The sequence below is a fragment of the Nocardia sp. NPDC023852 genome, assembly GCF_040639505.1.
Lineage (GTDB): Bacteria > Actinomycetota > Actinomycetes > Mycobacteriales > Mycobacteriaceae > Nocardia.
In genome coordinates, this window is sequence record NZ_JBFAAB010000005.1 from 243,373 (window position 1) to 269,532 (window position 26,160).

General features: G+C 66.8%; 23 protein-coding genes and 2 pseudogenes. 18 read left to right on the forward strand and 7 right to left on the reverse strand.

Going from position 1 to position 26,160, the window contains the following annotated elements; all coding sequences use genetic code 11:
• Positions 1–6 precede the first annotated feature (6 nt).
• On the reverse strand, positions 7–957 hold the full coding sequence (locus AB0H00_RS12245; RefSeq protein ID WP_357264924.1) for a M56 family metallopeptidase: 951 nt from the start codon (positions 955–957) through the stop codon (positions 7–9).
• A complete protein-coding gene (locus tag AB0H00_RS12250) occupies positions 954–1,334 on the reverse strand; it encodes a BlaI/MecI/CopY family transcriptional regulator (RefSeq protein WP_357264926.1) in 381 nt (126 codons plus the stop codon). Before AB0H00_RS12250 ends, AB0H00_RS12245 begins: the two co-directional genes overlap by 4 nt.
• A gap of 129 nt (positions 1,335–1,463) precedes the next feature.
• On the opposite strand from AB0H00_RS12250, the pseudogene AB0H00_RS12255 reads away from it, so the two are divergent.
• Positions 1,464–2,159, forward strand: a pseudogene (locus AB0H00_RS12255) (DNA polymerase IV); the annotation flags it as partial.
• A gap of 109 nt (positions 2,160–2,268) precedes the next feature.
• Here the strand turns inward: AB0H00_RS12255 and AB0H00_RS12260 are convergent.
• Complete coding sequence (locus AB0H00_RS12260) at positions 2,269–2,670, reverse strand: nuclear transport factor 2 family protein (protein WP_357264928.1); 402 nt, start codon at positions 2,668–2,670, stop codon at positions 2,269–2,271.
• Positions 2,671–2,932: 262 nt separating this feature from the next.
• Between AB0H00_RS12260 and AB0H00_RS12265 the strand changes: the two genes are divergently transcribed.
• The 17 genes and pseudogenes from AB0H00_RS12265 to AB0H00_RS12345 all read left to right on the forward strand — a co-directional run bounded on the left by AB0H00_RS12265 (position 2,933) and on the right by AB0H00_RS12345 (position 21,407).
• A complete protein-coding gene (locus AB0H00_RS12265; RefSeq protein ID WP_357264930.1) occupies positions 2,933–3,352 on the forward strand; it encodes a hypothetical protein in 420 nt (139 codons plus the stop codon).
• Positions 3,353–3,837: 485 nt separating this feature from the next.
• Positions 3,838–4,218 (forward strand): NADH-quinone oxidoreductase subunit A, encoded by a 381-nt coding sequence (locus AB0H00_RS12270; protein WP_357264932.1) that lies wholly within the window; start codon positions 3,838–3,840, stop codon positions 4,216–4,218.
• Positions 4,219–4,269: 51 nt separating this feature from the next.
• The gene (locus AB0H00_RS12275; RefSeq protein WP_357264934.1) at positions 4,270–4,824 is read left to right on the forward strand and encodes an NADH-quinone oxidoreductase subunit B family protein; all 555 of its coding nucleotides are present in this window, start codon (positions 4,270–4,272) and stop codon (positions 4,822–4,824) included.
• Positions 4,821–5,591 (forward strand): NADH-quinone oxidoreductase subunit C, encoded by a 771-nt coding sequence (locus tag AB0H00_RS12280; RefSeq protein ID WP_357264936.1) that lies wholly within the window; start codon positions 4,821–4,823, stop codon positions 5,589–5,591. The genes AB0H00_RS12275 and AB0H00_RS12280 overlap by 4 nt, the downstream gene beginning before the upstream one ends.
• On the forward strand, positions 5,591–6,925 hold the full coding sequence (locus tag AB0H00_RS12285; protein WP_357264938.1) for an NADH-quinone oxidoreductase subunit D: 1,335 nt from the start codon (positions 5,591–5,593) through the stop codon (positions 6,923–6,925). Before AB0H00_RS12280 ends, AB0H00_RS12285 begins: the two co-directional genes overlap by 1 nt.
• Positions 6,922–7,635, forward strand: a complete 714-nt coding sequence (gene nuoE / locus AB0H00_RS12290) for an NADH-quinone oxidoreductase subunit NuoE (RefSeq protein WP_357264940.1) — start codon at positions 6,922–6,924, stop codon at positions 7,633–7,635. The genes AB0H00_RS12285 and nuoE overlap by 4 nt, the downstream gene beginning before the upstream one ends.
• Complete coding sequence (gene nuoF, locus AB0H00_RS12295) at positions 7,635–8,957, forward strand: NADH-quinone oxidoreductase subunit NuoF (RefSeq protein ID WP_357264942.1); 1,323 nt, start codon at positions 7,635–7,637, stop codon at positions 8,955–8,957. Before nuoE ends, nuoF begins: the two co-directional genes overlap by 1 nt.
• Entirely contained in the window at positions 8,954–11,491 is a 2,538-nt protein-coding gene (locus AB0H00_RS12300) for an NADH-quinone oxidoreductase subunit G (protein ID WP_357264944.1), read from the forward strand. Before nuoF ends, AB0H00_RS12300 begins: the two co-directional genes overlap by 4 nt.
• A pseudogene (gene nuoH, locus AB0H00_RS12305) lies at positions 11,484–12,788 on the forward strand (NADH-quinone oxidoreductase subunit NuoH); the annotation flags it as partial. The gene AB0H00_RS12300 and the pseudogene nuoH, both read left to right, overlap by 8 nt.
• Positions 12,762–13,379, forward strand: coding sequence for an NADH-quinone oxidoreductase subunit NuoI (nuoI, locus tag AB0H00_RS12310; protein WP_357265096.1), 618 nt, complete (start codon positions 12,762–12,764; stop codon positions 13,377–13,379). The pseudogene nuoH and the gene nuoI, both read left to right, overlap by 27 nt.
• Positions 13,376–14,206 (forward strand): NADH-quinone oxidoreductase subunit J, encoded by an 831-nt coding sequence (locus AB0H00_RS12315; protein WP_357264946.1) that lies wholly within the window; start codon positions 13,376–13,378, stop codon positions 14,204–14,206. Before nuoI ends, AB0H00_RS12315 begins: the two co-directional genes overlap by 4 nt.
• The gene (gene nuoK, locus AB0H00_RS12320; RefSeq protein ID WP_029892786.1) at positions 14,203–14,502 is read left to right on the forward strand and encodes an NADH-quinone oxidoreductase subunit NuoK; all 300 of its coding nucleotides are present in this window, start codon (positions 14,203–14,205) and stop codon (positions 14,500–14,502) included. Before AB0H00_RS12315 ends, nuoK begins: the two co-directional genes overlap by 4 nt.
• 1 nt (position 14,503) lies before the next feature.
• Positions 14,504–16,390 (forward strand): NADH-quinone oxidoreductase subunit L, encoded by a 1,887-nt coding sequence (gene nuoL / locus AB0H00_RS12325; RefSeq protein WP_357264948.1) that lies wholly within the window; start codon positions 14,504–14,506, stop codon positions 16,388–16,390.
• Complete coding sequence (locus tag AB0H00_RS12330) at positions 16,387–18,012, forward strand: NADH-quinone oxidoreductase subunit M (protein ID WP_357264950.1); 1,626 nt, start codon at positions 16,387–16,389, stop codon at positions 18,010–18,012. The genes nuoL and AB0H00_RS12330 overlap by 4 nt, the downstream gene beginning before the upstream one ends.
• Before the next feature lie 116 nt (positions 18,013–18,128).
• Positions 18,129–19,715 carry an NADH-quinone oxidoreductase subunit NuoN gene (gene nuoN, locus AB0H00_RS12335; RefSeq protein WP_357265098.1) on the forward strand — a complete coding sequence of 529 codons (1,587 nt, stop codon included), beginning with the start codon at positions 18,129–18,131 and terminating at the stop codon, positions 19,713–19,715.
• 271 nt (positions 19,716–19,986) lie between these two features.
• Positions 19,987–20,577 carry a WHG domain-containing protein gene (locus AB0H00_RS12340; RefSeq protein ID WP_357264952.1) on the forward strand — a complete coding sequence of 197 codons (591 nt, stop codon included), beginning with the start codon at positions 19,987–19,989 and terminating at the stop codon, positions 20,575–20,577.
• A complete protein-coding gene (locus tag AB0H00_RS12345) occupies positions 20,574–21,407 on the forward strand; it encodes an alpha/beta hydrolase (protein ID WP_357264954.1) in 834 nt (277 codons plus the stop codon). The genes AB0H00_RS12340 and AB0H00_RS12345 overlap by 4 nt, the downstream gene beginning before the upstream one ends.
• A gap of 280 nt (positions 21,408–21,687) precedes the next feature.
• Here the strand turns inward: AB0H00_RS12345 and AB0H00_RS12350 are convergent, their stop codons facing one another.
• From AB0H00_RS12350 to AB0H00_RS12365, 4 genes are all read right to left on the reverse strand, one after another.
• Positions 21,688–22,239, reverse strand: a complete 552-nt coding sequence (locus tag AB0H00_RS12350; protein ID WP_357264956.1) for a DUF418 domain-containing protein — start codon at positions 22,237–22,239, stop codon at positions 21,688–21,690.
• 261 nt (positions 22,240–22,500) lie between these two features.
• Positions 22,501–23,988: a S8 family peptidase gene (locus tag AB0H00_RS12355; RefSeq protein WP_357264958.1), complete on the reverse strand. Its 1,488-nt coding sequence runs from the start codon at positions 23,986–23,988 to the stop codon at positions 22,501–22,503.
• 742 nt (positions 23,989–24,730) lie between these two features.
• Positions 24,731–25,327, reverse strand: a complete 597-nt coding sequence (locus AB0H00_RS12360; protein ID WP_357264960.1) for a DUF308 domain-containing protein — start codon at positions 25,325–25,327, stop codon at positions 24,731–24,733.
• A 99-nt stretch (positions 25,328–25,426) separates the two neighbouring features.
• The gene (locus tag AB0H00_RS12365) at positions 25,427–26,053 is read right to left on the reverse strand and encodes a 1,4-alpha-glucan branching protein (protein ID WP_357264962.1); all 627 of its coding nucleotides are present in this window, start codon (positions 26,051–26,053) and stop codon (positions 25,427–25,429) included.
• Between the last annotated feature and the right edge of the window lie 107 nt (positions 26,054–26,160).

Here is a 26,160-nt window from a genome sequence, read left to right on the forward strand (position 1 = left end):
TCTTGTTCAGGTCAGCAGCGCGCCGAGAAAAGGCACAGTCGCGGCCGCGAGCATCGAACCGATCACCGTCATCGCAATCACACCGACCAGCGCGGTGCGGTTGGTCGCGCGCCGGATCGTATCGACGGGATCGGCCAGCCGCTCGGCCCGCGCCAGCACCGCGGTGCTCGCCGCGCTCAGCGCGCCAGATGGCGCGGGCTCGGCGATACCGACAATCGCGAGCAGCCCGCCGAGCAGTGGCAGCGAACCGTACTCCTCGGCAGCCTTGTCGTCGGCGCACATCTCCAGCAAGCGGGCGATCTCGGCCGCACCGGCGGTGACCAAATGAAGGCCGGGCAGCGTCGTGGCGACCGCGTGCAGCAGCGCCGTCAACGGTGCGTGTCTGCCGGACAGATGCGCGCGTTCGTGGGCGAGGATCGCGGCGAGCTGATCAGGTGTCAACGCCTCGAGCGCGGCGCTGGTGACGACGATGGTGTCGGGGCGGCCTGGTACGCAATAGGCTTGGCGCTCAGCCGAGTCCAGCACGACCGCGCCGACGCCCGGCACCCGCCTGCCGACCAGGCGCACGGCGCTCGCGTGGACACGGGTGCGCCTGCGCATGTGCACGACGACGCTCACCGCACGCGCCACGAGCGCGACCGTGGCCGTAACCACCAGTGTCGCCACCGCGAAGGTAGCCGCCTGGGTGGCCGCCGCGCCGTGCGCGTGGATCGGCGTCCACAGAATCGCGAAGCAGGCGCGCAGCGCGTCCTTCGGATGTCCCCAGTAGGTGGCGAATTCGATGGTCAGCATGATCGCCGTGGCCGTCCACGCGGTCAGCGCACCGACGATCGTGGCGAGCCAGGCGATCACGCCGAGCCGCGGCGCGGCGCCACGACGGGTGAGGCGACGCAGCACGGGGGGACCGACGGCCGCCACCGCGCTGCCGTACAACGTCAGCGCGATCGCCAGGCTCACGGTACTTCTGGGGTTTTGCGCGCCGATAGCCTGCGCAGCGCAGCGCGCAGGCCGGCCGACTCCTCAGCGCTGATTCGGTCGACGAAATGGCTGAGCACCAGGTCCGAGCGTCCGCCGGAGCCGAGCGCCTCCAGCATGAGCCGGGCGCTGTGTTCCTCCCTGGTGAGCGTCGGCCAATACCGATAGGCCTTGCCGGAGCGCTCGCGCGCCAGCCAGCCCTTGCGATGCAGGTTGTCCATGGTCGACATGACCGTGGTGTAGGCGATGTCCCGCTGAGTCGACAGTTCGTCGAAGATCTCGCGCACTGTTGTGTCCTCTGCGTCCCGATCCCAGATGCGGTCCATGATCACCGCCTCCAGGTCCCCGAATCCACGCATACTACCGACTCCCTCATGCCTAGCTGTGCCCTGTCGTGGGAACAGGGTACCTGGCAGACTCGGCTTACTACTGAGTTAAATCGTAGATTCGACTGCGCCCACCTGTCCCGCCAGCCGGGTAGGGAACATATGTTCGGGTCCGATTCACCCGCACTCCGGTCCGGCACACCCCGGATCCTCCCGCGGGCCGAGGCGTCGATCCTGCATGCCGACCTGGACTCCTTCTACGCCTCGGTCGAGCAGCGCGACGATCCGCGCCTGCGTGGCAAGCCGGTGATCGTCGGCGGCGGCGTGGTGCTCGCGGCCAGCTATGAAGCGAAGGCGTTCGGCTGCGCACTCCGATGAACGGCAGGCACGCGCGGCGTCTGTGCCCGCAGGCGATCGTGGTGCGGCCGCGCATGTCGGCCTACGCCGAGGCGAGCAAGGCGGTCTTCGAGATATTTCGCGACACCACGCCGGTCGTGGAGGGCATCTCCATCGACGAGGCGTTCCTCGACGTCAGGGGGCTACGCCGGATCGCAGGCGAGCCGGTGGCGATCGCACAGCAGCTGCGCGGCGAGGTGCGTGATCGGGTCGGCCTGCCCATTTTCCGTGGGGATCGCCCGCACCAAATTCCTCGCGAAGGTGGCCAGTGCGGTCGCCAAGCCCGACGGGTTGCGCCTGGTACCCCCGGACGGCGAGCTCGATTTCCTGCGTCCGCTACCGGTCGACAGGCTCTGGGGCGTCGGCGTTGTCACTGCCCGCGTGCTGCGCGAGTATGGCATCACGCGAGTCGGCCAGCTGGCCGAGCTGGGCGAGAGCCCATTGCGCGCAATCCTCGGCCGCGGCGAGGGCCTTTCCGTGCCACTGCTTCCCGACTGACAACTTCGCGAGGAATCGGCCTCACCCGTCGAGTTGCGGGAACGCCCGATAACCGCAGCCTCGCACGTCAGGGCTACCTCTGCGTGGCGGCCAGCGCCTCCTGTTGGATCCGCTCGAACTGGACGCTCATGGCGGCCGAGAGGGCTTGGGCACCCGACAGCGGCCGCACCATCACCATGAGGTCGTCGATCTTGCCGTTCTCGTCGAAATGCAGGAAATCGCAACCATTCACGGTCTTCCCGTCGACCATGGCCTCGAAGACCAGCGCATGGTCGTCCCCGTTGGCCCCGGCGATCTCGCGCACGTAATGGAAGTCTTCGAACACACGCAACACGGCGCGCAGTATCGCTGCGGTGATCGCCTTGCCCGGATACGGCTTGTACGCCACCGGACTGGTGAACACGACATTCTCGGCCAACAGTTCCTCCACTGCCGCGATGTCCCTGGCCTCGACGGCCGCTCGGAACGCGTTCATTCGATATCTCCTGATATGCAACTAGTTGAATAGGGTCGCCTCGACAATAACCCACATCTTGCCGCCGGGCACCACACGCAGTTCGGCCGCGACATGAACGACTTGTGCAGCATCTGATCGCGACGACGGGGTGCTCGACCGACGGGCGGTTCTTCTCTGCAGCGCCGAGCCGGGCGGACCAGCGACCGGGTGCCGAGCCGCTGCGCGACGCACGGAAGCGATCTGAGCGAACCTGCCACGCGGCAGCCCGCACGGACGTACCATGCCGTTCGTGGCCGATTCCGCTGGTTCTACCGCACTGCGGGTCCTCGTGTACAGCAGCGACGCTGATACCCGACGCCAGGTGATCCTGGCACTGGGCAAACACCCGCACTCCGAACTCCCCGAACTCGACTACCTGGAGGTGGCTACGGCCCCCGTGGTGATCGAGCAGATGGATGCGGGTGGTATCGATTTAGCAATCCTCGACGGCGAGGCGGCCCCGACGGGCGGACTCGGCATCGCCAAACAGCTGAAGGACGAAATCGACCAGTGCCCCCCGGTTCTGGTGCTCACCGGCCGTCCGGACGATGCATGGCTGGCAAAGTGGTCGCGCGCCGAGGCATCGGTTGCCCATCCGATCGACCCCATCCGTCTCACCGAGGCCGTCGTAGGGTTGCTGCGCGACCGTTCCGCGGCCTGAACCCCGACAACTCCGGCGCGCGAAGCCGCCGCGACTCATAGCGATCATCAATAGGTAGGCGGTCTCCGTCGCCACGCCCGGACAACCGAGGCCCGATTGATTCGTCGCCCTCCTGGCAACCGCTGGGCCACCGTTCCCCATCGCCGATTCCGACTCTGAACCCGCTCGGATCCACAAAGACGTCGGTGACTACAACAGACCACGGCGCAACTGACCGATCCCTCGATGTCACGTAAGGCCGTCTGGGATTACCACCGTTTCAGTCATAAATCGACGTACCGAATTCGATCAAACGCTGCATCGAAACGAGTTGTGTCTCGACCGTTCAGTTGTAGGCTGTGCCCTAGCTCACACGGGAGCGGGAACGGTATGGACCCGCCCCGGAGCAAGCCGAGGGGCGAGTCTGGCCGAGGCGGACAACGACGTCAGCCCGCCTCGGACGCTGTTGTCACCAGCTCCAGCTCGCAAGGAGGGGAAGGGCAGTCGTGAACATCGAGATGCCGACTCTTGTACTCGGCGCGATCGCTGCGGCGTTCGCGCTGTTCTCCATCGCCATGGCAGCCCTTGTCGGCCCGAAGCGCTACAACCGGGCGAAGTTGGAAGCCTACGAATGCGGTATCGAACCCACCCCGCACGCTGTCGCGGGCGGGCCGGGAAACGTTACCGGACAGCGCTTTCCGGTGAAGTACTACCTCACCGCCATGCTGTTCATCATCTTCGACATCGAGATCGTGTTCCTCTACCCGTGGGCTGTCCACTTCGATGCGCTCGGTCTCTTCGGTCTAGCCGCGATGGCGTTGTTCATCTTCAACGTCTCTGTGGCCTACGCCTACGAATGGCGCCGCGGCGGTCTCAGCTGGGACTGAACGCCGCACGACCGCATTCGCAGACGACAAGTGGAAGTGAGTCAGTAGAACATGGGTCTCGAGGAAAAACTGCCCAGCGGGTTTCTGCTGAGCACGGTCGAGAATTTCGCTGGATACCTACGCAAGGGCTCGCTGTGGCCCGCCACCTTCGGACTGGCCTGCTGCGCCATCGAGATGATGGCCACCGGCGGAGGCCGATTCGACATAGCGCGCTTCGGCATGGAGGCGTTCCGCGCCTCACCCCGCCAGGCCGATCTGATGATCGTCGCGGGCCGGGTGAGCCAGAAGATGGCCCCGGTGCTGCGTCAGGTCTACGACCAGATGACCGAGCCGAAATGGGTGCTGGCAATGGGCGTCTGCGCGTCCTCCGGCGGGATGTTCAACAACTACGCCATCGTCCAAGGCGTAGATCACGTGGTGCCGGTCGACATCTACCTGCCCGGCTGCCCGCCCCGCCCCGAGATGCTGCTCAACGCGATATTGGCACTGCACGCGAAAATTCAGGAGATGCCACTCGGCGTCAACCGCGAGGAAGCCATCCGTGCCGCCGAACAGGCCGCGCTCGCCTCGACGCCGACCATCCGGATGGAGGGTCTGCTGCGATGACCTTCGATACCTCCGACAACACCGATACCGCGCACGACGCGACCGATGCCGCGGCCACCGCGGGCCCCGAAGGTACACTGCCCGAAGCGGATTCCACCCAGTCCGGCACCGAGGTGATCGGCGTGCGCCGGGGCATGTTCGGCGTCACCGGCACCGGCGACACCTCCGGCTATGGCCGCCTCGTCCGCCCGGTCACCCTGCCCGGCAGCACACCCACGCCCTACGGCGGCTACTTCGACGAGGTGGTCGACTCGCTGCGCGCCGCGCTCAGCGCGGGCGGCACGCGCTTCGACACGGCGCTGGAGAAGGTGGTCGTCTTCCGCGGCGAACTCACCCTGCACGTGCGCCGCGAGCACCTCGTCGCCGTCGCCCGCGCGCTACGTGACGACCCCGCGCTACGTTTCGAGCTCTGCCTCGGCGTGAACGGCGTGCACTACCCGGAGGACTCCGACCGCGAACTGCATGCGGCCTACCACCTCATGTCGATCACGCACAATCGCCGTCTGCGCATGGAGGTGTCCGCGCCCGACGCGGACCCACACATCCCCTCGCTCTACGACGTGTACCCGACCACCGACTGGCATGAGCGCGAGACCTACGACTTCTTCGGCATCCTGTTCGACGGTCACCCGTCTCTCACCCGGATCGCCATGCCGGACGACTGGCAAGGCCACCCCCAGCGCAAGGACTACCCGCTCGGCGGGATCCCGGTCGAATACAAGGGTGCGCGTATACCGCCGCCCGACGAGCGGAGGACGTACAGCTGATGAACGACACCGACACCCGGCCCGACGTCACCGGTGATACCGGGCCGGAGCCCACCGTGGTCACCGTCGCGGGACAGGACTGGGATCAGGTCGCCGAGACGCTATCCGGCGCGGGCGAGGAACGCATCGTGGTGAACATGGGCCCCCAGCATCCATCGACGCACGGCGTGCTGCGGCTGATCCTGGAGATCGAAGGAGAGACGGTCACCGAGGCCCGCTGTGGAATCGGGTATCTGCACACCGGCATCGAGAAGAACCTCGAATTCCGCAACTGGACCCAGGGCGTCACCTTCGTTACCCGCATGGACTACCTGTCGCCGTTCTTCAACGAGACGGCGTACTGCCTCGGCGTGGAGCGGCTGCTCGACATCACCGAGCAAATCCCCGAACGCGCCACAGTCATCCGCGTCCTGCTCATGGAACTCAACCGCATCTCCTCACACCTTGTCGCGCTGGCCACCGGCGGGATGGAGCTCGGCGCGCTCACCCCGATGCTGTTCGGCTTCCGGGAACGCGAGCTGATCCTCGACGTCTTCGAAACCATCACCGGTCTGCGGATGAACCACGCCTACATCCGGCCCGGCGGTCTCATCCAGGACCTGCCCGACGACGGGGTCTCCAAGGTGCGCGAACTGCTCGCCTTGCTGCCCAAGCGGCTGCGCGATATGGAGCACCTACTCACCTCGAACCCGATCTGGAAGGCCCGCACGCAGGACATCGGCTACCTCGACCTGCAGGGATGCATGGCGCTCGGCATCACCGGACCGGTGTTGCGGGCCACCGGCCTTCCGCACGACCTGCGCAAGGCTCAGCCGTACTGCGGCTATGAGAACTACGAATTCGACATCCCCACCACCACCGGCTGCGACTGCTACGGCCGCTACGTGATCCGGGTGGAGGAGATGAAGGAGTCACTGAAGATCGCCGAACAGTGCCTGGATCGGTTGCGCCCCGGCCCGGTGATGGTGGACGACAAGAAGATCGCCTGGCCCGCCGACCTCCAACTCGGCCCGGACGGACTCGGCAACTCACCCAAGCACATCGGCAAGATCATGGGTACGTCCATGGAGGGTCTCATTCACCACTTCAAGCTGGTCACCGAGGGCATCCGGGTACCGGCGGGCCAGGTGTACGTGGCCGTCGAGTCGCCGCGCGGCGAACTAGGTGTGCACATGGTCAGCGACGGCGGCAGTCGGCCCTACCGGGTGCACTATCGCGATCCCTCGTTCACCAATCTGCAAGCGGTCGCGGCGATGTGCGAGGGCGGCATGCTCGCCGACGTCATCGCCTCGGTCGCCAGCATCGACCCGGTCATGGGCGGAGTGGACCGATGACGGAAATCCTGCTGAAGCTCAGCACCCGGCCCGAGCCGTACCCTCCGTTCGTACGCGAACGGCTCGAGACCGACGCCGAACAGATCATCGCGCGCTACCCGCATCCGCGCTCCGCACTGCTGCCGCTGCTGCACCTGGTGCAGTCCGAGGAGGGCTACGTCACCGGAACCGGCATCGAATTCTGCGCCGAACAGTTGGGCTTGACCGGTGCCGAGGTCACCGCCGTGGCCACCTTCTACTCCATGTATCGGCGCACACCGACCGGCGACTACCACGTCGGCGTGTGCACCAACACGCTGTGCGCGGTCATGGGCGGTGACGCCATCCTCGCCGCCCTCGAGCGCCACCTGGGCATCGAGCACGGCGAGACCACGGCGGACGGGTCGATCACGCTCGAGCACGTCGAGTGCAACGCGGCCTGCGACTTCGCGCCCGTGGTCATGGTCAACTGGGAGTTCTTCGACAACCAGACGCCGGAATCGGCCCGCGCCTTGGTGGACGCGCTGCGCGCCGGACGGCAGGTGACGCCGACCCGTGGCGCGCCGCTGTGCACGTTCAAACAGACCGCGCGCGTCCTCGCCGGATTCCCGGACGAACGCCCCGGCGTCCTCGACGGAGTCGCGGGCGAGGCGACCCTCGCCGGTCTGCGCGTCGCACGCGAGCAGAACATGCAAGCGCCTGGGCCACAAGAGGATTCGGAGGGCGCCTGATGACACTTACCCCTGTGCTCACCAGGTACTGGGACGAGCCGCAGTCTTGGACGATCGACACCTACCGCCGCCACGACGGCTACCAGGCGCTGCGCAAAGCCCTCGACATGGACCCCGACCAAGTCATTCAGACCGTCAAGGACGCGGGCCTGCGCGGCCGCGGCGGCGCGGGCTTCCCCACCGGGATGAAGTGGAGCTTCATCCCGCAGGGCCCCGGCCCCGACGGTGTCAGCAAGCCGCATTATCTCGTCGTCAACGCCGACGAATCCGAACCCGGCACGTGCAAGGACATTCCGCTCATGCTGGCCGCACCGCACGCGCTGATCGAGGGCGTCGTCATCGCGGCGTACGCCATCCGCGCCGCCCACGCGTTCATCTATGTCCGGGGCGAAGTCGTTCCGGTGCTGCGGCGGCTACAGGCCGCGGTGGCGCAGGCCTACGAGGCCGGGTTCCTCGGCCGCGACATCCTCGGGTCCGGCTTCGACCTCGAGCTGATCGTGCACGCGGGCGCGGGCGCCTACATCTGCGGTGAGGAGACCGCGCTGCTGGATTCGCTCGAAGGACGTCGCGGACAACCGCGACTTCGCCCACCGTTTCCCGCCGTCGCGGGGCTCTACGCCTGCCCGACCGTGGTGAACAACGTGGAGTCGATCGCAAGCGTGCCACCGATCATCCATAACGGCACCGCCTGGTTCCGGTCCATGGGCAGCGAGAAATCCCCCGGCTTCACCCTCTACTCACTGTCCGGACATGTGGCGAGGCCGGGACAGTACGAGGCGCCGCTCGGCGTCACGCTGCGCGAGCTGCTCGGCTACGCCGGCGGCGTCCGCGCCGGACTCCGGGTCAAGTTCTGGACCCCGGGCGGTTCGTCCACGCCGCTGTTCACCGAGGAGCACCTCGACGTGCCGCTCGACTACGAGGGCGTCGCCGGGGCCGGATCGATGTTGGGCACCAAGGCACTACAGATCTTCGACGACACCACCTGCGTCGTGCGTGCGGTGCTGCGCTGGACCGAGTTCTACGCGCACGAGTCCTGCGGCAAGTGCACCCCGTGCCGGGAGGGCACCTACTGGCTCGTTCAGCTGCTGCGGCGGATCGAGGCCGGCCGCGGCACGGAATCCGACCTCGGCAAACTTCTCGACATCAGCGACACCATCAACGGCAAGTCGTTCTGCGCCCTCGGCGACGGCGCGGCAAGCCCGATCATCTCCTCGCTGAAGTACTTCCGCGAGGAGTACGTCGACCATCTGCGGCTCGGCGAATGCCCGTTCGACCCGGCGCGCTCCACAGCATGGGCCGAGGCAGGAGAAGAGGTTCGATGAATCCAGTATCGCGTAGCGATTCGATGAGGGGTGGCGGTCGGGCGACGAGTGGGCCAGCCATCGCGACCAGCAACACCAGCGGGCCGGTTCCGGCCGATCTGGTCACCGTGACCATCGACGACACCACCGTCAGCGTACCCGCGGGCACCCTGCTGATCCGGGCCGCCGAACTGATCGGCATCCAGATCCCCCGCTTCTGCGACCACCCGCTGCTCGACCCGGTAGGCGCCTGCCGCCAGTGCCTGGTCGACGTGGAGGGCCAGCGCAAGCCGGTCGCCTCCTGCACCATGGCTGTCGCCGACGGCATGGTGGTGCGTACCCAGCTCACCTCCCCCGTCGCCGACAAGGCGCAGGAGGGCGTGATGGAGCTGCTGCTGATCAATCACCCCCTCGACTGCCCGGTGTGCGACAAAGGCGGCGAATGCCCGCTGCAGAACCAGGCAATGTCCACCGGCCGTGCCGAATCCCGGTTCGACGGCGAGAAGCGCACCTACCCCAAGCCGATTCCGCTGTCCACGGCCGTACTGCTCGACCGGGAACGCTGTGTGCTCTGCGCTCGCTGCACCCGCTTCTCACAGCAGGTCGCGGGCGACCCGTTTATCGAATTGATGGATCGCGGCGCGCTGCAACAGGTCGGCACGGCGCAGGCCGAACCGCTGGATTCCTACTTCTCCGGCAACACCGTGCAGATCTGCCCGGTCGGCGCACTCACCGGCACCAGCTATCGGTTCCGTGCCCGCCCGTTCGATCTGGTGTCCAGCCCGAACGTGTGCGAGCACTGCGCCTCCGGCTGCGCACAGCGCACCGACCATCGGCGCGGCAAGGTGCTGCGGAGGCTTGCGGGCGACGACCCGCAGGTCAACGAGGAGTGGAACTGCGACAAGGGGCGCTGGGCCTTCGTCTACGCCACCGAACGCGACCGGCTCACTACACCGCTGGTGCGCGGGTGGGACGGCAAGCTCGCGCCCGCTTCCTGGTCCGAAGCGCTGGCCGCCGCCGCGGAGGGACTCGCCGCCGCGTTCGGCAATGCCGGGGTGCTCGTCGGCGGCCGGGCCACCGAGGAGGACGCCTACGCATATGCCAAGTTCGCGCGAATCGCCCTCGGCACCAACGACATCGACTTCCGCACCCGCGTGCACTCGGTGGAGGAGGCCGATTTCCTCGCCGCCCACGTCGCGGGGCAGGGCACCACGGTGACCTACGACAGCCTCGAGGCCGCACCGGTCGTCCTGCTGGCCGGCTTCGAACCCGAGGAGGAGTCGCCCATCGTCTACCTGCGGCTGCGCAAGGCGGCTCGCAAGCATCGCCTGCCGGTCTACTCGGTGGCGCCGTACTCCTCGCGCGGGCTCGATCGCATGTCCGGCCGCCTCCTACAGGCCGTACCCGGTGCGGAACCGTACCTGCTGGACGCCATCCGCACCGGCGAAATCCCCACGACTGCAACTAATTCCGCACAGTTGGCCGAACTGGCCGGGCTGCTGCGCGAACCCGGCGCGGTGATCATGGTCGGCGAACGGATGGCGGGCATCCCCGGTGCGCTATCGGCGGCCGTCCGCCTCGCCGAGGAGACCGGAGCCGCGCTCGCCTGGGTCCCGCGCAGAGCCGGAGAACGTGGGGCCGTCGAGGCGGGCGCGCTTCCCGGCCTGCTGCCCGGCGGTCGCCCGGTGGTGGATTCCCGTGCCCGCCAACAGGTCCGGGCCGTATGGAACGTGCCCGAACTGCCGGGCACTGTCGGCCGCGACACCGCGGCGATCCTGGACGCCGCGGCCGGCCTCGGCGCACTGGTAATCGGCGGCGTCGACATCGCCGACCTGCCCGACCCCGCCGCCGCGCTGGCCGCCGTCGACGCCGCGCGGTTCGTGGTCAGCCTGGAATTGCGGCACAGTCCCGTCACCGAACACGCCGACGTCGTTTTCCCGGTGGCCTCGGCCATGGAGAAGTCCGGCACGTTCCGCACCTGGGAGGGCCGACCTCGACCGTTCGCCGCCGCGCTCGGCGACGACATGGTCCGCCGCCAGTCGGCCCCGCTGTCGGATCAGCGGGTGCTGCACGCCATCGCGGACGAAATGTCGGTGCGCCTCGGCCTGCCCGACACCGAATCCGCCCGTGCCGAACTCGCCCAGCTCGGCGCGTGGGACGGAGCGCCCGTCGCACCGCCCGCGATCCGGCCGCATCCCCTCCCCCAGCCCGGACCAGGAGCAGCGGTGCTTGCCAGCTGGCGGATGCTGCTGGACCAAGGCCGCATGCAGGACGGCGAACCGAATCTGGCGGGCATCGCCCGCCCACCGGTGGTGCGCCTGTCTGCCGCGACAGCCGCCGAAATCGGCGTGATCACCGACGATCCGGTCACGGTCGCCACCGACCGTGGTGCCGTCACACTGCCGCTGATGATCAGCGATCTGCCCGACCGTGTGGTCTGGCTGCCACAGAACTCGCCGGGCTGCTCAGTCGCCGAGCAACTCGCCGTCCAACCCGGTGACATCGTGCACCTGCGACGCGCCGACGAGAGGATGAAGGAACACCGTCATGAGTGATCTGGCTGCGCTGTTCACGGCGTCCGGAGGGCCCTCGGTGGTTACGCACGCTGCCTCCTACGGGCCCGACGCGACCGCCGGTTTCGGACACGACCCGCTGTGGCTCGTGATCGCGAAAGCTCTCGCCGTCTTCGTCTACCTGATGCTCATTCCGCTGATCGCCGTGCTGGCCGAACGAAAGATCGTGGCACGCATGCAAATGCGGATCGGGCCCAACCGGACCGGCCCGTTCGGCTCGCTGCAAAGCATCGCCGACGGCGTGAAGATGGCCCTCAAGGAGGACATCGTCCCTGCGATCGTGGACAAGCCGATCTTCATTCTGGCGCCGATCATCTCGGTAGTGCCCGCGTTCATGGCGTTCGCGGTCATCCCGTTGGGGCCCGAGGTGTCGATTTTCGGCAACCGCACCGCGCTCCAACTCACCGACCTGCCGGTGGCGGTGCTGTACATCCTGGCGATCACCTCGATCGGTGTGTATGGCATCGTGCTGGCCGGATGGTCGTCCGGCTCCACCTACCCGTTGCTCGGCGGTCTACGCTCGACCGCACAGGTCATCTCCTACGAGATCGCGATGGCGTTGTGCTTCGCCACCGTGTTCCTGCTCGGCGGCACCATGGCCACCTCGGGAATCGTCTCCGCGCAAGAGGGCACCTGGTATGTCTTCCTGCTGCTTCCGTCGTTCTTGATCTACTGCGTCTCCATGGTCGGCGAGACCAACCGGGCGCCGTTCGACCTACCCGAGGCCGAGGGCGAGCTGGTCGGCGGCTTTCACACCGAATACTCCTCGCTCAAGTTCGCTATGTTCATGCTGGCCGAATATGTCAACATGGGAACGGTTTCCGCTCTGGCGACCACCCTGTTCCTCGGCGGCTGGCACGCACCGTGGCCACTGAACATGTGGGACGGCGCGAACTCCGGCTGGTGGCCGGTTCTGTGGTTCACCGCCAAGGTGTGGACTTTCCTGTTCGTGTTCATCTGGCTGCGCGGCACGCTGCCGCGTCTGCGCTACGACCAATTCATGAGCCTCGGCTGGAAACTGCTGATCCCGACCTCCCTGTTCTGGGTCATGGTGGTGGCCACCGCGCGAGTGCTGCAGGCCGAGGGCTATCACGTGCAGACGCCGATCCTGGTGATCGGCGGCCTCGTGATCTCCGGTCTGATGGTTCTCCAGTTCCTGCGGGCGGGCCGGGCGAAGGGCGCGCCGCCACCGATCGACGAGCCCACGGCCGCAGGGGGCCCGACGGTCTTCCTCGGCTTCCCGGTGCCACCGCTGCCCGCCGACGTCCGCTCCTGGGACGCTGCCGAAGCCGGACTTCTGGACCCACTCGCCGGATTCATGGTCACCGCCGCCACCATGTTCAAGAAGCCCAACACCGAGTTCTATCCGGAACAGAAGGTGCCCACCGCGCCTCGCTACCACGGCAGGCACCAGCTCAACCGGCACCCGGACGGCCTGGAGAAGTGCATCGGCTGCGAACTGTGCGCATGGGCCTGCCCCGCCGATGCGATCTACGTGGAAGGCGCCGACAACACCGAGGCCGAACGCTATTCGCCGGGTGAACGTTACGGCCGGGTCTACCAGATCAACTACCTGCGCTGCATCGGCTGCGGGTTGTGCATCGAGGCGTGCCCCACCCGCGCACTCACCATGACCAACGACTATGAACTCACCGACGACAATCGGGCCGACCTGATCTACGAGAAGGACCAACTGCTGGCCCCGATGCAGCCCGGCATGACCGCGCCGCCGCACGCGATGTACCCCGGCGCCGACGAGGCCGACTACTACCTCGGCAACATTCCCGGCGGCCCGCGGGATACCGCCGCCGACGGCGCAGGCGTTCCCGAGCAGTCCACCCCCGCTGCCGCGAAAGGAGCAGTGCGGTGACCGACCTGATCCTGGCCGCTGAGCCATTGACCCGCACCTCCACGGGGGAGGCCGTCCAATTCTGGATCCTCGCCCCGCTGGCGGTGATCGGCGCGCTCGGCACGGTGTTCGCGCCCAAGGCCGTGTACTCCGCAATGTGCCTGGCCGCGACGATGATCGCGCTGGCCGCGTTCTACATCGCCGAGGATGCGCTGTTCCTCGGCGTCGTGCAGATCGTGGTCTACACCGGCGCGGTGATGATGCTGTTCCTGTTCGTGCTGATGCTCGTCGGCGTCGACTCCGCCGAATCGCTGAAGGAAACTATCCGCGGCCAGCGCCTCGCCGCCACCGCGGTAGGCCTCGGCTTCGGCCTGCTGCTGGTCGGCGGCATCGCCAACGGCGTGCGCGACGCCGGAATCTCCTTCCCCGCCAGCGGTTTCGCGGGACGCGACGTGATCGGCGAGCTGGCCGAGCTGATCTTCGTACGCTACGTGTGGGCCTTCGAGCTCACCGGTGCCTTGTTGATCACCGCAACCATCGGCGCGATGGTGCTCGCCCACCGCGAACTGTTCGGGCCGCGGATGAGCCAGCGCGAGGTGTCCCGCCGCCGTTTCCGCGAAGCGGGCCACCGCGCCACTCCGTTGCCAACCCCGGGGGTGTACGCCCGGCACAACGCGGTCGACATCCCGGCGCAACTGCCCGACGGCTCCTTCGAGGAATTCTCGGTCAGCACCATTTTGCGGCACCGTCGCACCAGGGCGCTCACTGAAGCGGCCGTCCTCTCGGTCGGCACCGCGAACTCATCGAACGGGACCGAGACTCAGAGCGACGAGGAAGGCAATCGGTGAATCCAGAGAACTATCTGTTCCTGTCCGCCCTGCTGTTCACGATCGGCGCGGCCGGCGTACTGCTGCGGCGTAACGCCATCGTGGTGTTCATGTGCATCGAACTGATGCTCAACGCGGTGAACCTCGCGTTCGTCACCTTCGCCAGGTTGCATGCCAACCTGGACGGACAAGTGTTCGCGTTCTTCACCATGGTGGTCGCCGCGGCAGAGGTCGTCGTCGGTCTTGCCATCATCATGACCATCTTCCGCGCCCGCCGCTCGACCTCGGTCGATGACGCCAACCTGTTGAAGTTCTGACATGGACACGGCAACGCTCTGGCTGCTGCCCGCCCTCCCCCTGGCGGGTGCGATCGTCCTGCTGCTCATCGGACGCTACTGCGACGTATGGGGTCACCTGCTCGGCACCACGATGGCGCTGGCCTCCTTCGTGGTCGCCGGGATGGCGTTCTTCGCCATGCTCGGGCGCGATTCCGCCGAACGTGCGGTGCACACGGATCTGTTCAGCTGGGTTCCAGTGGCGGGCCTCCAGGTCGACGTCGGACTCCAATTAGACCAGCTCTCAGTGTGTTTCGCACTGCTGATCACCGGCGTCGGCTCGCTGATCCACGTGTACTCGATCGGCTACATGAGCCACGACCCGGCACGGCGGCGGTTCTTCGCCTACCTCAACCTGTTCCTCGCAGCCATGTTGCTGCTGGTGCTCGCGAACAACTACCTTGTGCTCTACCTCGGCTGGGAGGGTGTCGGCCTGGCGTCCTACCTGCTGATCGGGTTCTGGCACGAAAAGCCTTCGGCGGCAACGGCGGCCAAGAAGGCGTTCGTGGTCAACCGGGTCGGCGACATGGGTCTGGCGATTGCCATGATGATCATGTTCGCGACGTTCGGATCAATCGGCTTCGGCGACGTGTTCGGTGCCGCGCCCGCCGCCAGCGAGGGCACACTCACCGCGATCGGCCTGTTGCTGCTGCTGGCCGCGTGCGGAAAGTCCGCGCAGGTGCCGCTGCAGTCCTGGCTCGGCGACGCGATGGAGGGCCCCACCCCGGTGTCGGCACTCATCCACGCGGCCACCATGGTGACCGCGGGCGTCTACCTGATCGCACGGTCCAACCCGATCTTCGACCTCGCGCCGAACGCGCGGCTCGGGGTCGTGCTGGTCGGCGCGGTCACGCTGCTGTTCGGCGCGATCGTCGGCTGCGCCAAGGACGACATCAAGAAGGCTCTGGCCGCCTCCACAATGAGTCAGATCGGATACATGGTGCTCGCCGCGGGCCTCGGACCCGCCGGATACGCCGTCGCCATCATGCACCTGCTCACCCATGGCTTCTTCAAAGCCGGACTGTTCCTCGGCGCCGGTTCGGTGATGCACGCGATGGACGACGAGACCGACATGCGCCGCTACGGCGGCCTGCGCACGCTGCTGCCGATCACGTATGTCACCTTCGGCCTGGGCTACCTCGCCATCATCGGGGTCCCGCCGTTCGCCGGGTTCTTCTCGAAAGACCGGATCATCGAGGCGGCGTTCAACCAGGGCGGCATAAGCGGCTTCGCGCTTGGCACGGTGACTCTGCTCGGTGCGGGACTGACCGCGTTCTACATGACGCGCGTCATGCTGATGACCTTCTTCGGTGAGCGCCGCTGGAAACCGGACACCCATCCACACGAAGCGCCCGCGGTGATGACCGGACCGATGATCCTGCTCGCAATGGGCTCGGTCGGGGCAGGTGCCCTGTTCGTCCTCGGCTCCTCACTGCAGAACTGGCTCGAACCGGTGGTCGGCGCCCACCATGGCGAGGAAGCTGTCCCCGCGGCCGTAGTCACAACGCTCGCGCTACTGGTGGTTGCCGTCGGCGTCGCGGGTGCCTACTACCGGTACGCGCAGCGTGCGGTTCCGCAAACCGCACCGGAAACCGTGTCGGCGCTGACTGTCGCGGCACGCAGGGACCTCTACGGTGACGCGTTCAACGAGGCGACGTTCATGCGTCCCGGCCGGCATCTCACCCGGGCACTGGTCTTCCTCGACAATCGCGGCATCGACGGGATCGTCAACGGGACCGCTGCGATGATCGGTGGGCTGTCGGCACGGATCCGGCGGGTGCAGTCCGGGTTCGTGCGCTCGTATGCCCTGTCCATGTTCACCGGCGCGGCCCTGGTGGCCGCCGCCCTGCTGGCGGTGAGGTTGTGGTGAGCGATTTTCCCTGGTTGACGACGCTGTGGTTGGCGCCGATCGTCGGAGCGGCGGTCGTACTCATGCTGCCCGCCGCGCGACGCACCCTCGCCCGCTGTGTGGCGCTGGGCTGCTCGCTGGTGGCCTTGATCCTCGGTATCGGGCTCGCGGTGGAATTCGATCCCGGCGGCGCACAGTACCAGTTCGTCGAATCCCACCAATGGATTCCGGCGTTCGGCGCCGGTTACACGCTAGGGCTGGACGGGATCGCCCTGGTGCTGGTCCTGCTGACCGCTGCGCTTGTTCCGCTGCTGATCCTGGCGGGCTGGCATGACGAACGCGAGGTGGGCAGCGGCAAACGGGTCGCGCACACCTACGTTGCGCTCATCCTGCTCGTCGAGGCGATGGTGCTGATTTCCTTCGTCTCGCTGGACATTCTGCTGTTCTACGTGTTCTTCGAGGCGATGCTGATCCCGATGTACTTCCTCATCGGCGGCTTCGGGCCACGCTCCGGGGACGTGCAACTGCGTCAGCAGCGTTCGCGGGCGGCGGTGAAGTTCCTGCTGTACAACCTGTTCGGCGGATTGATCATGCTGGCCGCGGTGATCGGCTTGTACGTGCTCACCGCCCGCGAAGGGCTGGGCGAGGGATCGTCGGGGACGTTCGACCTCCGCGCCGTGGTCGCGGCCGCCAACGCCGGCCAGCTCGGCGCGGGGCCCGCGGTGCTCAATGCCCTGTTCCTCGGGTTCATGTTCGCCTTCGCGGTAAAAGCACCGCTGTGGCCACTGCACACCTGGCTGCCGGACGCCGCCGTCGCGGCGACACCGTCAAGCGCGGTGCTGATGATGGCAGTGGTCGACAAGGTGGGCACGTTCGGCATGCTGCGCTACTGCCTGCCCCTGTTCCCCGACGCGTCGGGAACCTATGCGCCGCTGGTGATCACGCTCGCTGTGATCGGTATCGTCTACGGTGCGCTGCTGGCGATCGGGCAGACCGACGTGATGCGCCTGATCGCCTACACCTCGATCTCTCACTTCGGCTTCATCATCCTCGGCATCTTCGCCATGACCAGCCAGGCCCAAACCGGCGCGACGCTGTATATGGTCAACCACGGCATCTCCACCGCCGCACTGTTCCTGGTGGCCGGATTCCTGGTATCGCGCCGCGGCACCCGGCTCATCGCCGAGTTCGGCGGCGTACAGAAGGTGGCCCCGGTGCTGGCCGGGACGTTCTTCATCGCCGGGCTCGCGACCCTGTCACTGCCCGGGCTCGCCCCGTTCGTCAGCGAATTCCTCGTGCTGGTCGGCACATTCACCCGCTACCAGTTCGCCGCGGTAGTTGCTACCGGCGCACTTGTGCTCGCCGCGCTGTATGTGCTGTGGCTCTACCAGCGGATGATGACCGGACCGGTGAAGGACGGCAACGAGCGGATCTACGACCTGGTGCCCCGGGAACTCGCCGTGGTGGCCCCGCTGATCGCCGCGCTGCTGTTCCTCGGCGTGTACCCGAAGGTCCTGACGGACTTCATCAATCCCGCGGTGAGCCAGACGCTCACCACCATCGGCCGGACAGATCCCGCGCCGCCGACACCCACGCTGCCCGAGGCAGGTTCAGCCGAACACCCCGGAGGTGCCCACAAATGAGCCGACTGATTGCGCGCCTTGACGTCACCGTCGCGGGAATATTCGCCGCGATGACCGCCTTCCCGAGGACGGCCTGAGTGAGCGACTTCGACTACGCGACAACGCTCGCCGCGCGTATGCCCGCGCCGAGCATCGAATACGGCTACCTGTCCCCCATGCTGATCGTGTTCGGCGCCGCCGTGCTTGGTGTGCTCGTCGAGGCGTTCCTCGGGCGCCGCTACCGCTACGGCACGCACCTGGCGTTGAGCCTGGTCGGGCTGGTGGCGGCGCTGGTGGCCGTGGTGGCGCTGGCGGGCACCGAGTCCACCGCGATCGCGGGCGCCGTGGCGATCGACGGCTTCAGCCTGTTTCTGCAGGGCACGATCCTTGTGGTGTCGATCCTCGGCGTTCTGTTCATCGCCGAGCGCGGCGCCGAACCCCATGTCGAAGCCCGTTCCGGCCCGGGGACTTGGAGTCTGGCCGCCGCCACCCTCGGACGCGGCGTGGATGCCTTCACGCCGCAAGCTTCCGCGGTGCCCGGCAGCGCGACCGAAGTGGCGGCGCTGCGCGCGGGTGTCGCGACCACCGAGGTGTTCCCGCTGACGCTGCTCGCGGTCGGTGGCCTGATGCTGTTCCCGGCGTCCAACGACCTGCTCACCATGTTCGTCGCGCTCGAGGTGCTGTCGCTGCCGCTGTATCTGCTGTGTGGGTTGGCGCGGCGCAATCGGTTGCTCTCGCAGGAGGCGGCGCTGAAATATTTCCTGCTGGGCGCCTTCTCCTCGGCGTTCTTCCTCTACGGTGTCGCGCTGCTCTATGGGCAGGCAGGCACGGTGCGGCTCGGTGGAATCGCGGACGCCATCGCTCAGCACCCGGACAATGCGATGCTGGCATTGCTCGGGGTCGCGATGCTCGCGGTCGGCCTGCTGTTCAAGATCGGTGCGGTGCCGTTCCAGTCGTGGGTGCCGGACGTGTACCAGGGCGCGCCCACCCCGATCACGGGCTTCATGGCCGCGGCAACCAAGATCGCGGCAGTCGGCGCGTTGCTGCGGGTCCTGCAGATCGCGGTGCCGGGTCTGCGCGATGACTGGCGCCCGATCCTGGCGGCCGTCGCGATCGCCACCATGGCGGTCGGCGCGGTCATGGCAATCACGCAGACCGACGTCAAGCGCATGCTCGCGTATTCCTCGGTGGCCCATGCCGGTTTCATCCTCATCGGTCTAGCGGCGGCGAACGGTCGCGGTGTCGCGGCGGTGCTGTTCTACCTGCTGGCCTACGGCCTCGGTACGCTCGGTGCATTCGCGGTCGTCAGCCTGGTCCGCGAATCCTCGGGCGCCGAAGCCTCCAGCCTGCCTCAGTGGGCGGGGCTCGGCCGCCGCTCCCCTTGGCTGGCCACGGTTTTCGCACTGTTGCTGCTTTCTTTTGCGGGTCTGCCGCTCACCAGTGGCTTCGTCAGCAAGTTCGCCGTCTTCGAAGCGGCCGCCACAGGCGGCGCGACGCCGCTGGTGATCGTCGGCGTGATCTGTAGTGCCATTGCGGCGTTCTTCTACATTCGCGTAATCGTGCTGATGTTCTTCACCGACCCGCCCACCGACGCTCCGCTGATCACCACCCCTGCGCTCACCACGACGATCGTGGCTGTCGCCGCGGCGGCTACCCTCGTGCTCGGCGTGTTCCCGCAGCCGCTGCTCGATGTGGCGGAGCGGGCGGCGACGTTTGTCCGCTGATTTTGTGTGATCGGCCTGTCTGGTGCTGCCGCTGCAACCAGCCGCGGCACTGTCACGTTCCGGGCCGATGAGCTTCGATGGTGAAAGGCCCAGGCGCGGGCGTCGAAGTCCTGTCGGGCGCCGAATCACAACAATCACGCCCAAGATCTAGACGCAGCGGCTACGGCAACTGGAACGCGACGGACCGCAAACACACCGAACAGCTGTTTTTGCAAAACCTAGGAACACTAGGTTAAATTCTAGTCGCCCTAGTTTGGAGGACGTTGCGCGGATGATGGTAAGAGCCGGGCTGACCGCCGAACGGATCACCCTCGCCGCGGCAGAGCTCGCCGACGAGGTCGGAATCGACAACGTCACCATGTCGGCGCTGGCCCGGAGGTTCGGCGTCAAGGATGCGAGCCTGTACTCGCACATCAAGAACCTCCAGGAACTGCGAGCCAGAGTGGCCATGACGGCCGCGGTCGAGAAGACCGACCTGATCGCGGCAGCGGTCGCGGGCCGGGCGGGACGAGATGCGCTCGGTGCTTTCGCGCATGCCTGGCGCGAGTACGCGCTGCGCTACCCCGGCCGATACGCCGCAACGCAACTGCCGGTGAGCACCGAAATGGCCGGGTCTTCGCCCAGCGCGCTGCGCGGCATCGAACTAACCTATGGCATGCTGCGCGCCTACGGCCTAGCGGAGCCCGACCTCACTGACGCGGTCCGGTTGCTGCGCAGCACCTTTCACGGCTACGCCTCCCTGGAGGCGACCGGCGGCTTCAGCCATACCCGCGATACCGCCGCCTCCTGGGAACGTATCATCGACGCCCTGCACGTCGCACTCGAGCAGTGGCCATCCCGGTACGAGGAGCAGTCATCATGAGATCCGATACTCTGAAAGTCCCTGGCGCCACCCTCTACTTCGAGGTGCGGGGCAGCGGGCCGGTTCTGCTGCTGCTTCCCGGCAGCGGGGGTGACGCGGCCGTTTTCGATCCCATCAGCGACCCGCTCGCCGAGCATTTCACGGTCGTCACCCTCGACCCACGCGGCTACTCCCGTAGCGCGCTCGACCAGGATGCACCGGCGGAAATGCAGGTCGAGGTGCAGAGCGACGACGCCTTCCGGCTAATCGAACACCACACGGGCGAAGACGCTTATGTCTTCGGGGGAAGCGGCGGGGCGGTGGTCGCGCTGGATTTGCTCGCACGGCACCCACACCGGTTGCGGTCGGTCGTCGCGCACGAGCCGCCCTGCTTTGCGGTGTTGCCCGATGCCGACGCACATAAAGCGTTCGTCGACGAGGTATACGAACTCTTCATGGCCGAAGGCCTTGCCTCTGCGGGCGCACGCTTCCTCGAGGGCATCGGCGGAGGGATGAACGCCATGCCCGATCCCGCCGAAATCCCGCCGCGCGCGGCGGAGATGATCGGACGTCTGCACGCCAACGCGCCGCGCGCCATGGCACACGAACTGCGTACGGTCACCTCGTACCACCCCGACGTGGCCGCTTTGGCGCGGCTCTCCGACCGCCTTGTCCTCGGGGCAGGCCGGGAAAGTAGAGGCAAACTCCCCTACCGTCCGGCCGCGGCGATCGCCGCGCAGTTGAACATTCCCCTGACCGAGTTCCCCGGCGGCCACAGCGGATTCACTGACGCGCCCATCGAATTTGCCCGCTTCCTGCTCGATGTACTGTTGGATGCCCGCGTGCGCTGATCGCAACGCCGACCAAGCCTTCCGTTTCAGTGAGGATCCGCGACAAGACCGCACCAGGGGTATGGAATGACCTCGCGCGAGCAGAGGTCGCGTCGAACCGCCTCCATTGAGCCACATTCGATTTCGCTAGCCGACGCACCCGACTGGTCTCCACCAGTCGCCAGTCCTCACCGAGCATCGTCCACGACCCATGGAATCCTCGGTCGACCGCCGCTGACGCGCGACCGGCAATAGTGAACGAATCAGCCTGTCCCAAGGCTGCTTCGCGACTGGGCTAGCTTCAGGATTCCAGGGCCGGGGCATGTTCCGGACTACGTCGCCACGCCGGGACCCGCAGGTAGGTCGCGGCTCGCAGCAGCCACTCCACCGGCCCATGCCGGAACCGGGCCAACCAGCAGGCGCTGAGCGCGAGCTGGACGGCGTAGGTTAGTAGCGCGATGCCCAGCACACCGGCGGGCGGGACCGCGTCTACCAGGACGAACCCATACCCGGTGTAGACAACCATCAGGACGATCGACTGCCCGATGTAGTTGGAGGCCGTCATCCGTCCTGCCGGTGCGAGCCCGCTGATCGCCCGCGCCGTGCGCGCCGACCGGGTCAGGCAGAGGATGCCCGCGATGTAGGCGAAAGTCATGAGCGGATTGACCAACTCCTGCACTCCGACCCAGAGTGTAGGCGGCTGAATCCCATTCATCGCGTCGGCGAAAGTCACCGCCGACACCGGAAGCCCGATCGCCATACCGCCCGCGAGCGCTCGCGGCGCCCAACGGGCCACCGAATCCTGGTCGGTGAACAGCCTCCGCTTACCCGCGGCCATACCAATCAGAAACATGCAGAAACATGCCGAGGCTGGTCACCCCCTGGGTGAGCCAGATGAGGGCGCCAGCCACATCTGGTTGGCGAAAACGTCCCCGGCGCTGCCCGAGTATCCGTCGTGTATCCGACTGATGCCGAAAAGGGTCGCAAGCCCGGAGATTCGCCGCCACCACCCGGCAGGAACGCCCACGCGCACCAGCCCGCGTACAGCACCGCCCCGGCGATGATCGGCTGCACGAGCACCTCGTCCAACCGCACCGCCTCTCCAGGTATCGGCCTACCGAACAGATCGGTCATGCCCCGACTCTGCCGGGTCGCGACGATCGGGTCGAAGCTCGGTCTGCGGCACGATCATCGCCTTCAGGTCCGGCAGGCTGCCGATACGCTGGGTCGCGGGACGTCCCGGTGCGTCGGTCTGGGGTGAGCCGGTCTCACGCAGTCGGGCTCGCACTTCCGCAGGCGTCTTGCGTCCGGCCGCGGCCCCTGTCATGCCCTGGTAGCTAGCGACGGCGCCGACCACGATCGGCGACGCACTCGAGGTGCCGCTGAACACGTCGGTGTACCACAGGTCCTCGTCGGAACCGCCTTGTAGATCCCCATACCCGGTGGTGGTGACCTCCAGCCCCCAGCCCTGCACGTCGACACGCTGTCCGTAATTGGAGAACGCCAGCCGCGATCGCGCGGGGCCGTGATCGTTCCCGTGGAACCCGGGCGGTGGCGCGCCCGCGCCGACGATGATCGCCCCGGAATCGGCCGCGCCGCCCCGAAACGGGTTGCGCCATGTGGTCGGGAACTCCGCGGGTCGCCTGTCATATAGCGCGGCGTCGAGGTCTTCGCCGCCGTTGCCACCGGCCTCCACCACAATGACACCCTTACCGATCGCATAGCGGATAGCCGCCCAATCGTCGGGCCACCATTCGATCGCGATGTAGCCGCGTTGGTCCGGCCTGCCCGCGTAGTCGAATCGCGGTCCGGGACGGTGTAATTCGAGCAGAATCACATCGCCAGCGCCCAACGCGTCCGCCGCTGAACGGATCGCCGCCGCCGACCCCGACCCGAAGACCGACACCGCCCGGATATGCGCCTCGGGCACGATGCCGGTGATGCCGTAGGGGTTCACGTCACCACTGATCTCGCCTGCGACAGCGGTACCGTGGTCGCGCCAGCCCTGATCCGGTGACGGGTTGCCGCCGATCACCCCGCCCTGGTTGTTGTGCAGATCTTCGTGGGTGAACCGCCACGCGCCCTCGACATCCACCACGCGCACGCCTTCGCCGCGCCCACCAGGCACCCCCCAGGCCCATCGTGCGTCGATCCCCTGGGGGGCGGCGTCCAGATATCCTTGGCGTTCTTCGAGATTCGGAGTCGCAGGCGGTGCGTCGGCGACTGGCTTCGCGAAGCGCACGACACCTTCCGGCGCGATCGGCAGTTCAGCGGGCGGCTTCACATAGGCCGCCTCCACGGCGTCGTCCGCACGCAATCGCTCGGCGACGCCGTCGAGATCATCGGTGACGCCGCGGACAAAGAAGTAGTTCAGATACTCGGCGCCTGTTCCCGCATGCGGGGTGCCGGTCAGCCTGCTCTGCAATCGGTTGGCCGGTCCGAAGATTCGAACCAATTGGGCGCCCGCCGGAAGCAAGTCGTTGACTCGCGACTGTCCGTCGCGGTTTTCGCTGAGGGCGATAGGTGTGATCTCGGAATCGGTGCCGCGGGTGACCACGATCAGCTCGGCGGCCGATCGGAGCTCTCGGTGCTGGGATGCCATGGTGCATAGTCAACCTGGTGCGCGGGCTGGCCGCCACCGCAATCGTTGGCGCGGTTACCGTGACCGGCACCGATACCTTGTTGGCGGATCCAGAGAGAGTTCTGCGATGCAGGCAAGTTGGGCGAGCTTTGTTCCGAACGGTCGGTGATTCATAGTCACCATCCCTTGTACGGCAAAAACGGTGAGACTGGGGTGAATTAAGTTGTGCCACAGTACGTTCCGATTCTCAAGTGGCCCCTCGATCAGCGTAGTCGAATCCGCTTCGGATCAGGAGCGGGACCGCCCCGGAATTCGCTCGCATCTGGCATGGAGCGCCGGACCGCATACTTGCCCTGCCAAGTCCGTGGCGTACCTGGTCGTGCAGGACGCTATCGATCGATCCTCGCCGCCCCCCTGAGATGCAACTGGCCGTGCCTGCAGGCAAGCCGATCTGGCGGCCCGACCCGTTCCACTGGGCTATGGCCGCATCACCGGTCGTCTTCTCCCAGTCCCTCCGCTGAAGCTGGCGTAAGCAGCGTCCGATGCATAACCATCTCGCGCACAATCGATTACGTGCATCAGGCGGAACCGGAAACGGTTGAAGCGGCCCAACCTGCGCTTCCACATCAGCAGCGGCGTCGTCACCCTGACAGCTAACCGGCAAGCTTCCAACGGCACGAAAGCAGCGATCATCGTCTCCCTACGCCCACCAGTCTGGTCGGGGTAGCGGAAGTCCATTGTTGAGCTCCCGCTACCCGACCAGTTACGGATTCAGCCGCGGGTTCGGGGCAAGCGGGGGCAACTCGACCGCGCCGCGGCGGACGACTGCGACGCCGAGCACCTCCGTCGACCCGATCACGATCAAGCACAGCCCGATCGCCCAGCCGAGCGCGTTCAGCGAGTCGGACGGCAGGACACCGACGATCACGCCCAGCATCATCGTGGCGAGGCCGAATACCTCCTGCCGTCCCCTGCCACGCAGGTCGTCGACCCACACCGCCACAGTCGCATGGCAGATGCCGCGAATCGCCCATGCCGAACCGATCCACAACGACAGTAGCTGCGCCGAGTTACCCCCCGCGAAGCACAGCGCGGCCAGCAAGGCCGACAGCACGCCGCTGACGAACACCAGTACGCGAAGCGCCGTGGCGAAGCGAGCGCCGAGCGCCACGATCATTTGAAGCACTCCATGGAGCAGCAGATAAGCGCCGCACAGCATTTCCGCCGTCGGCAGCGACTTGTGTGGCCACACCGCCAAGGCCACACCCATGATCATCGCACAGGCACCGGCCACCAGTACCGTCTGCCGGGCGCCGCCGGCCAGTGGTTCCGTACGCCCTTCGACCTCGGTTTCGGGCATAGCAACATGATATGACGACTTCTGTTCGCGGGGTGTTTGCCTTCGCTACGCAACGCCGAAGCGAATTCTCGAAATTCGAGTCCCCCAGGCCGCGGGCGTTCAACGTTCCCTTGGTCTCTCGGCGAATGACAAGAACACACTGCGGGCGGCCGCTCCCTCGGCAGTCCGCCACGGGGCAATAACATAGCCCGAACCACATGCCTCGGCGGGTGCGCCGGTAGCATCCAGCAGACGATGGAGGCGCACGGCTCGCTGTCCGACCGGAATGTCGGTGTAGGACAAGCTCTCCTGCGCTGGGCCGAATTCGTTTGTCGGGATGATCGTCTCGGCAGCATGTATCGCGACGGTGGGGTCCGAGGTGCCGCTTTCGCTCTGCGCCTGCGGCTTCGCCCGCCCGGCGAGCAATGCAACGATCTCAGCCACCGCGACCGGATCGCGCGCAGCGTCGTAAATCCATCGCTTGCCGAGGACACCATGCAGCGCGGTCCCCACAAGCCCCTCGTCGGCACCCGCCAGCGGCGATGCGCGATAGGTCAGCGGTACATGGTAAGCCCACGCCAGCTCGGCCGCATGGTCGGTGATAGCCATGAACTCGATCCCGACCTCACCACCGGGATCATCCAGGCGGAACCCGCCGGCTATCCGTAAGTCGGGCTCACCGTCGCCGCGATACCACGCGCGAGTCGGCAACCAGGAACTCAGCAGCACCAACTTGGTTGGAACCATCGTGGTTCGGTAGATGACAGACATACGGAGCCTCCTGCACGCCGAGCTGTATCGGAGTGTAGCCAGGGTTCCGACCAGCCCATCCTTCACGCATCCGCCCTGGTTCA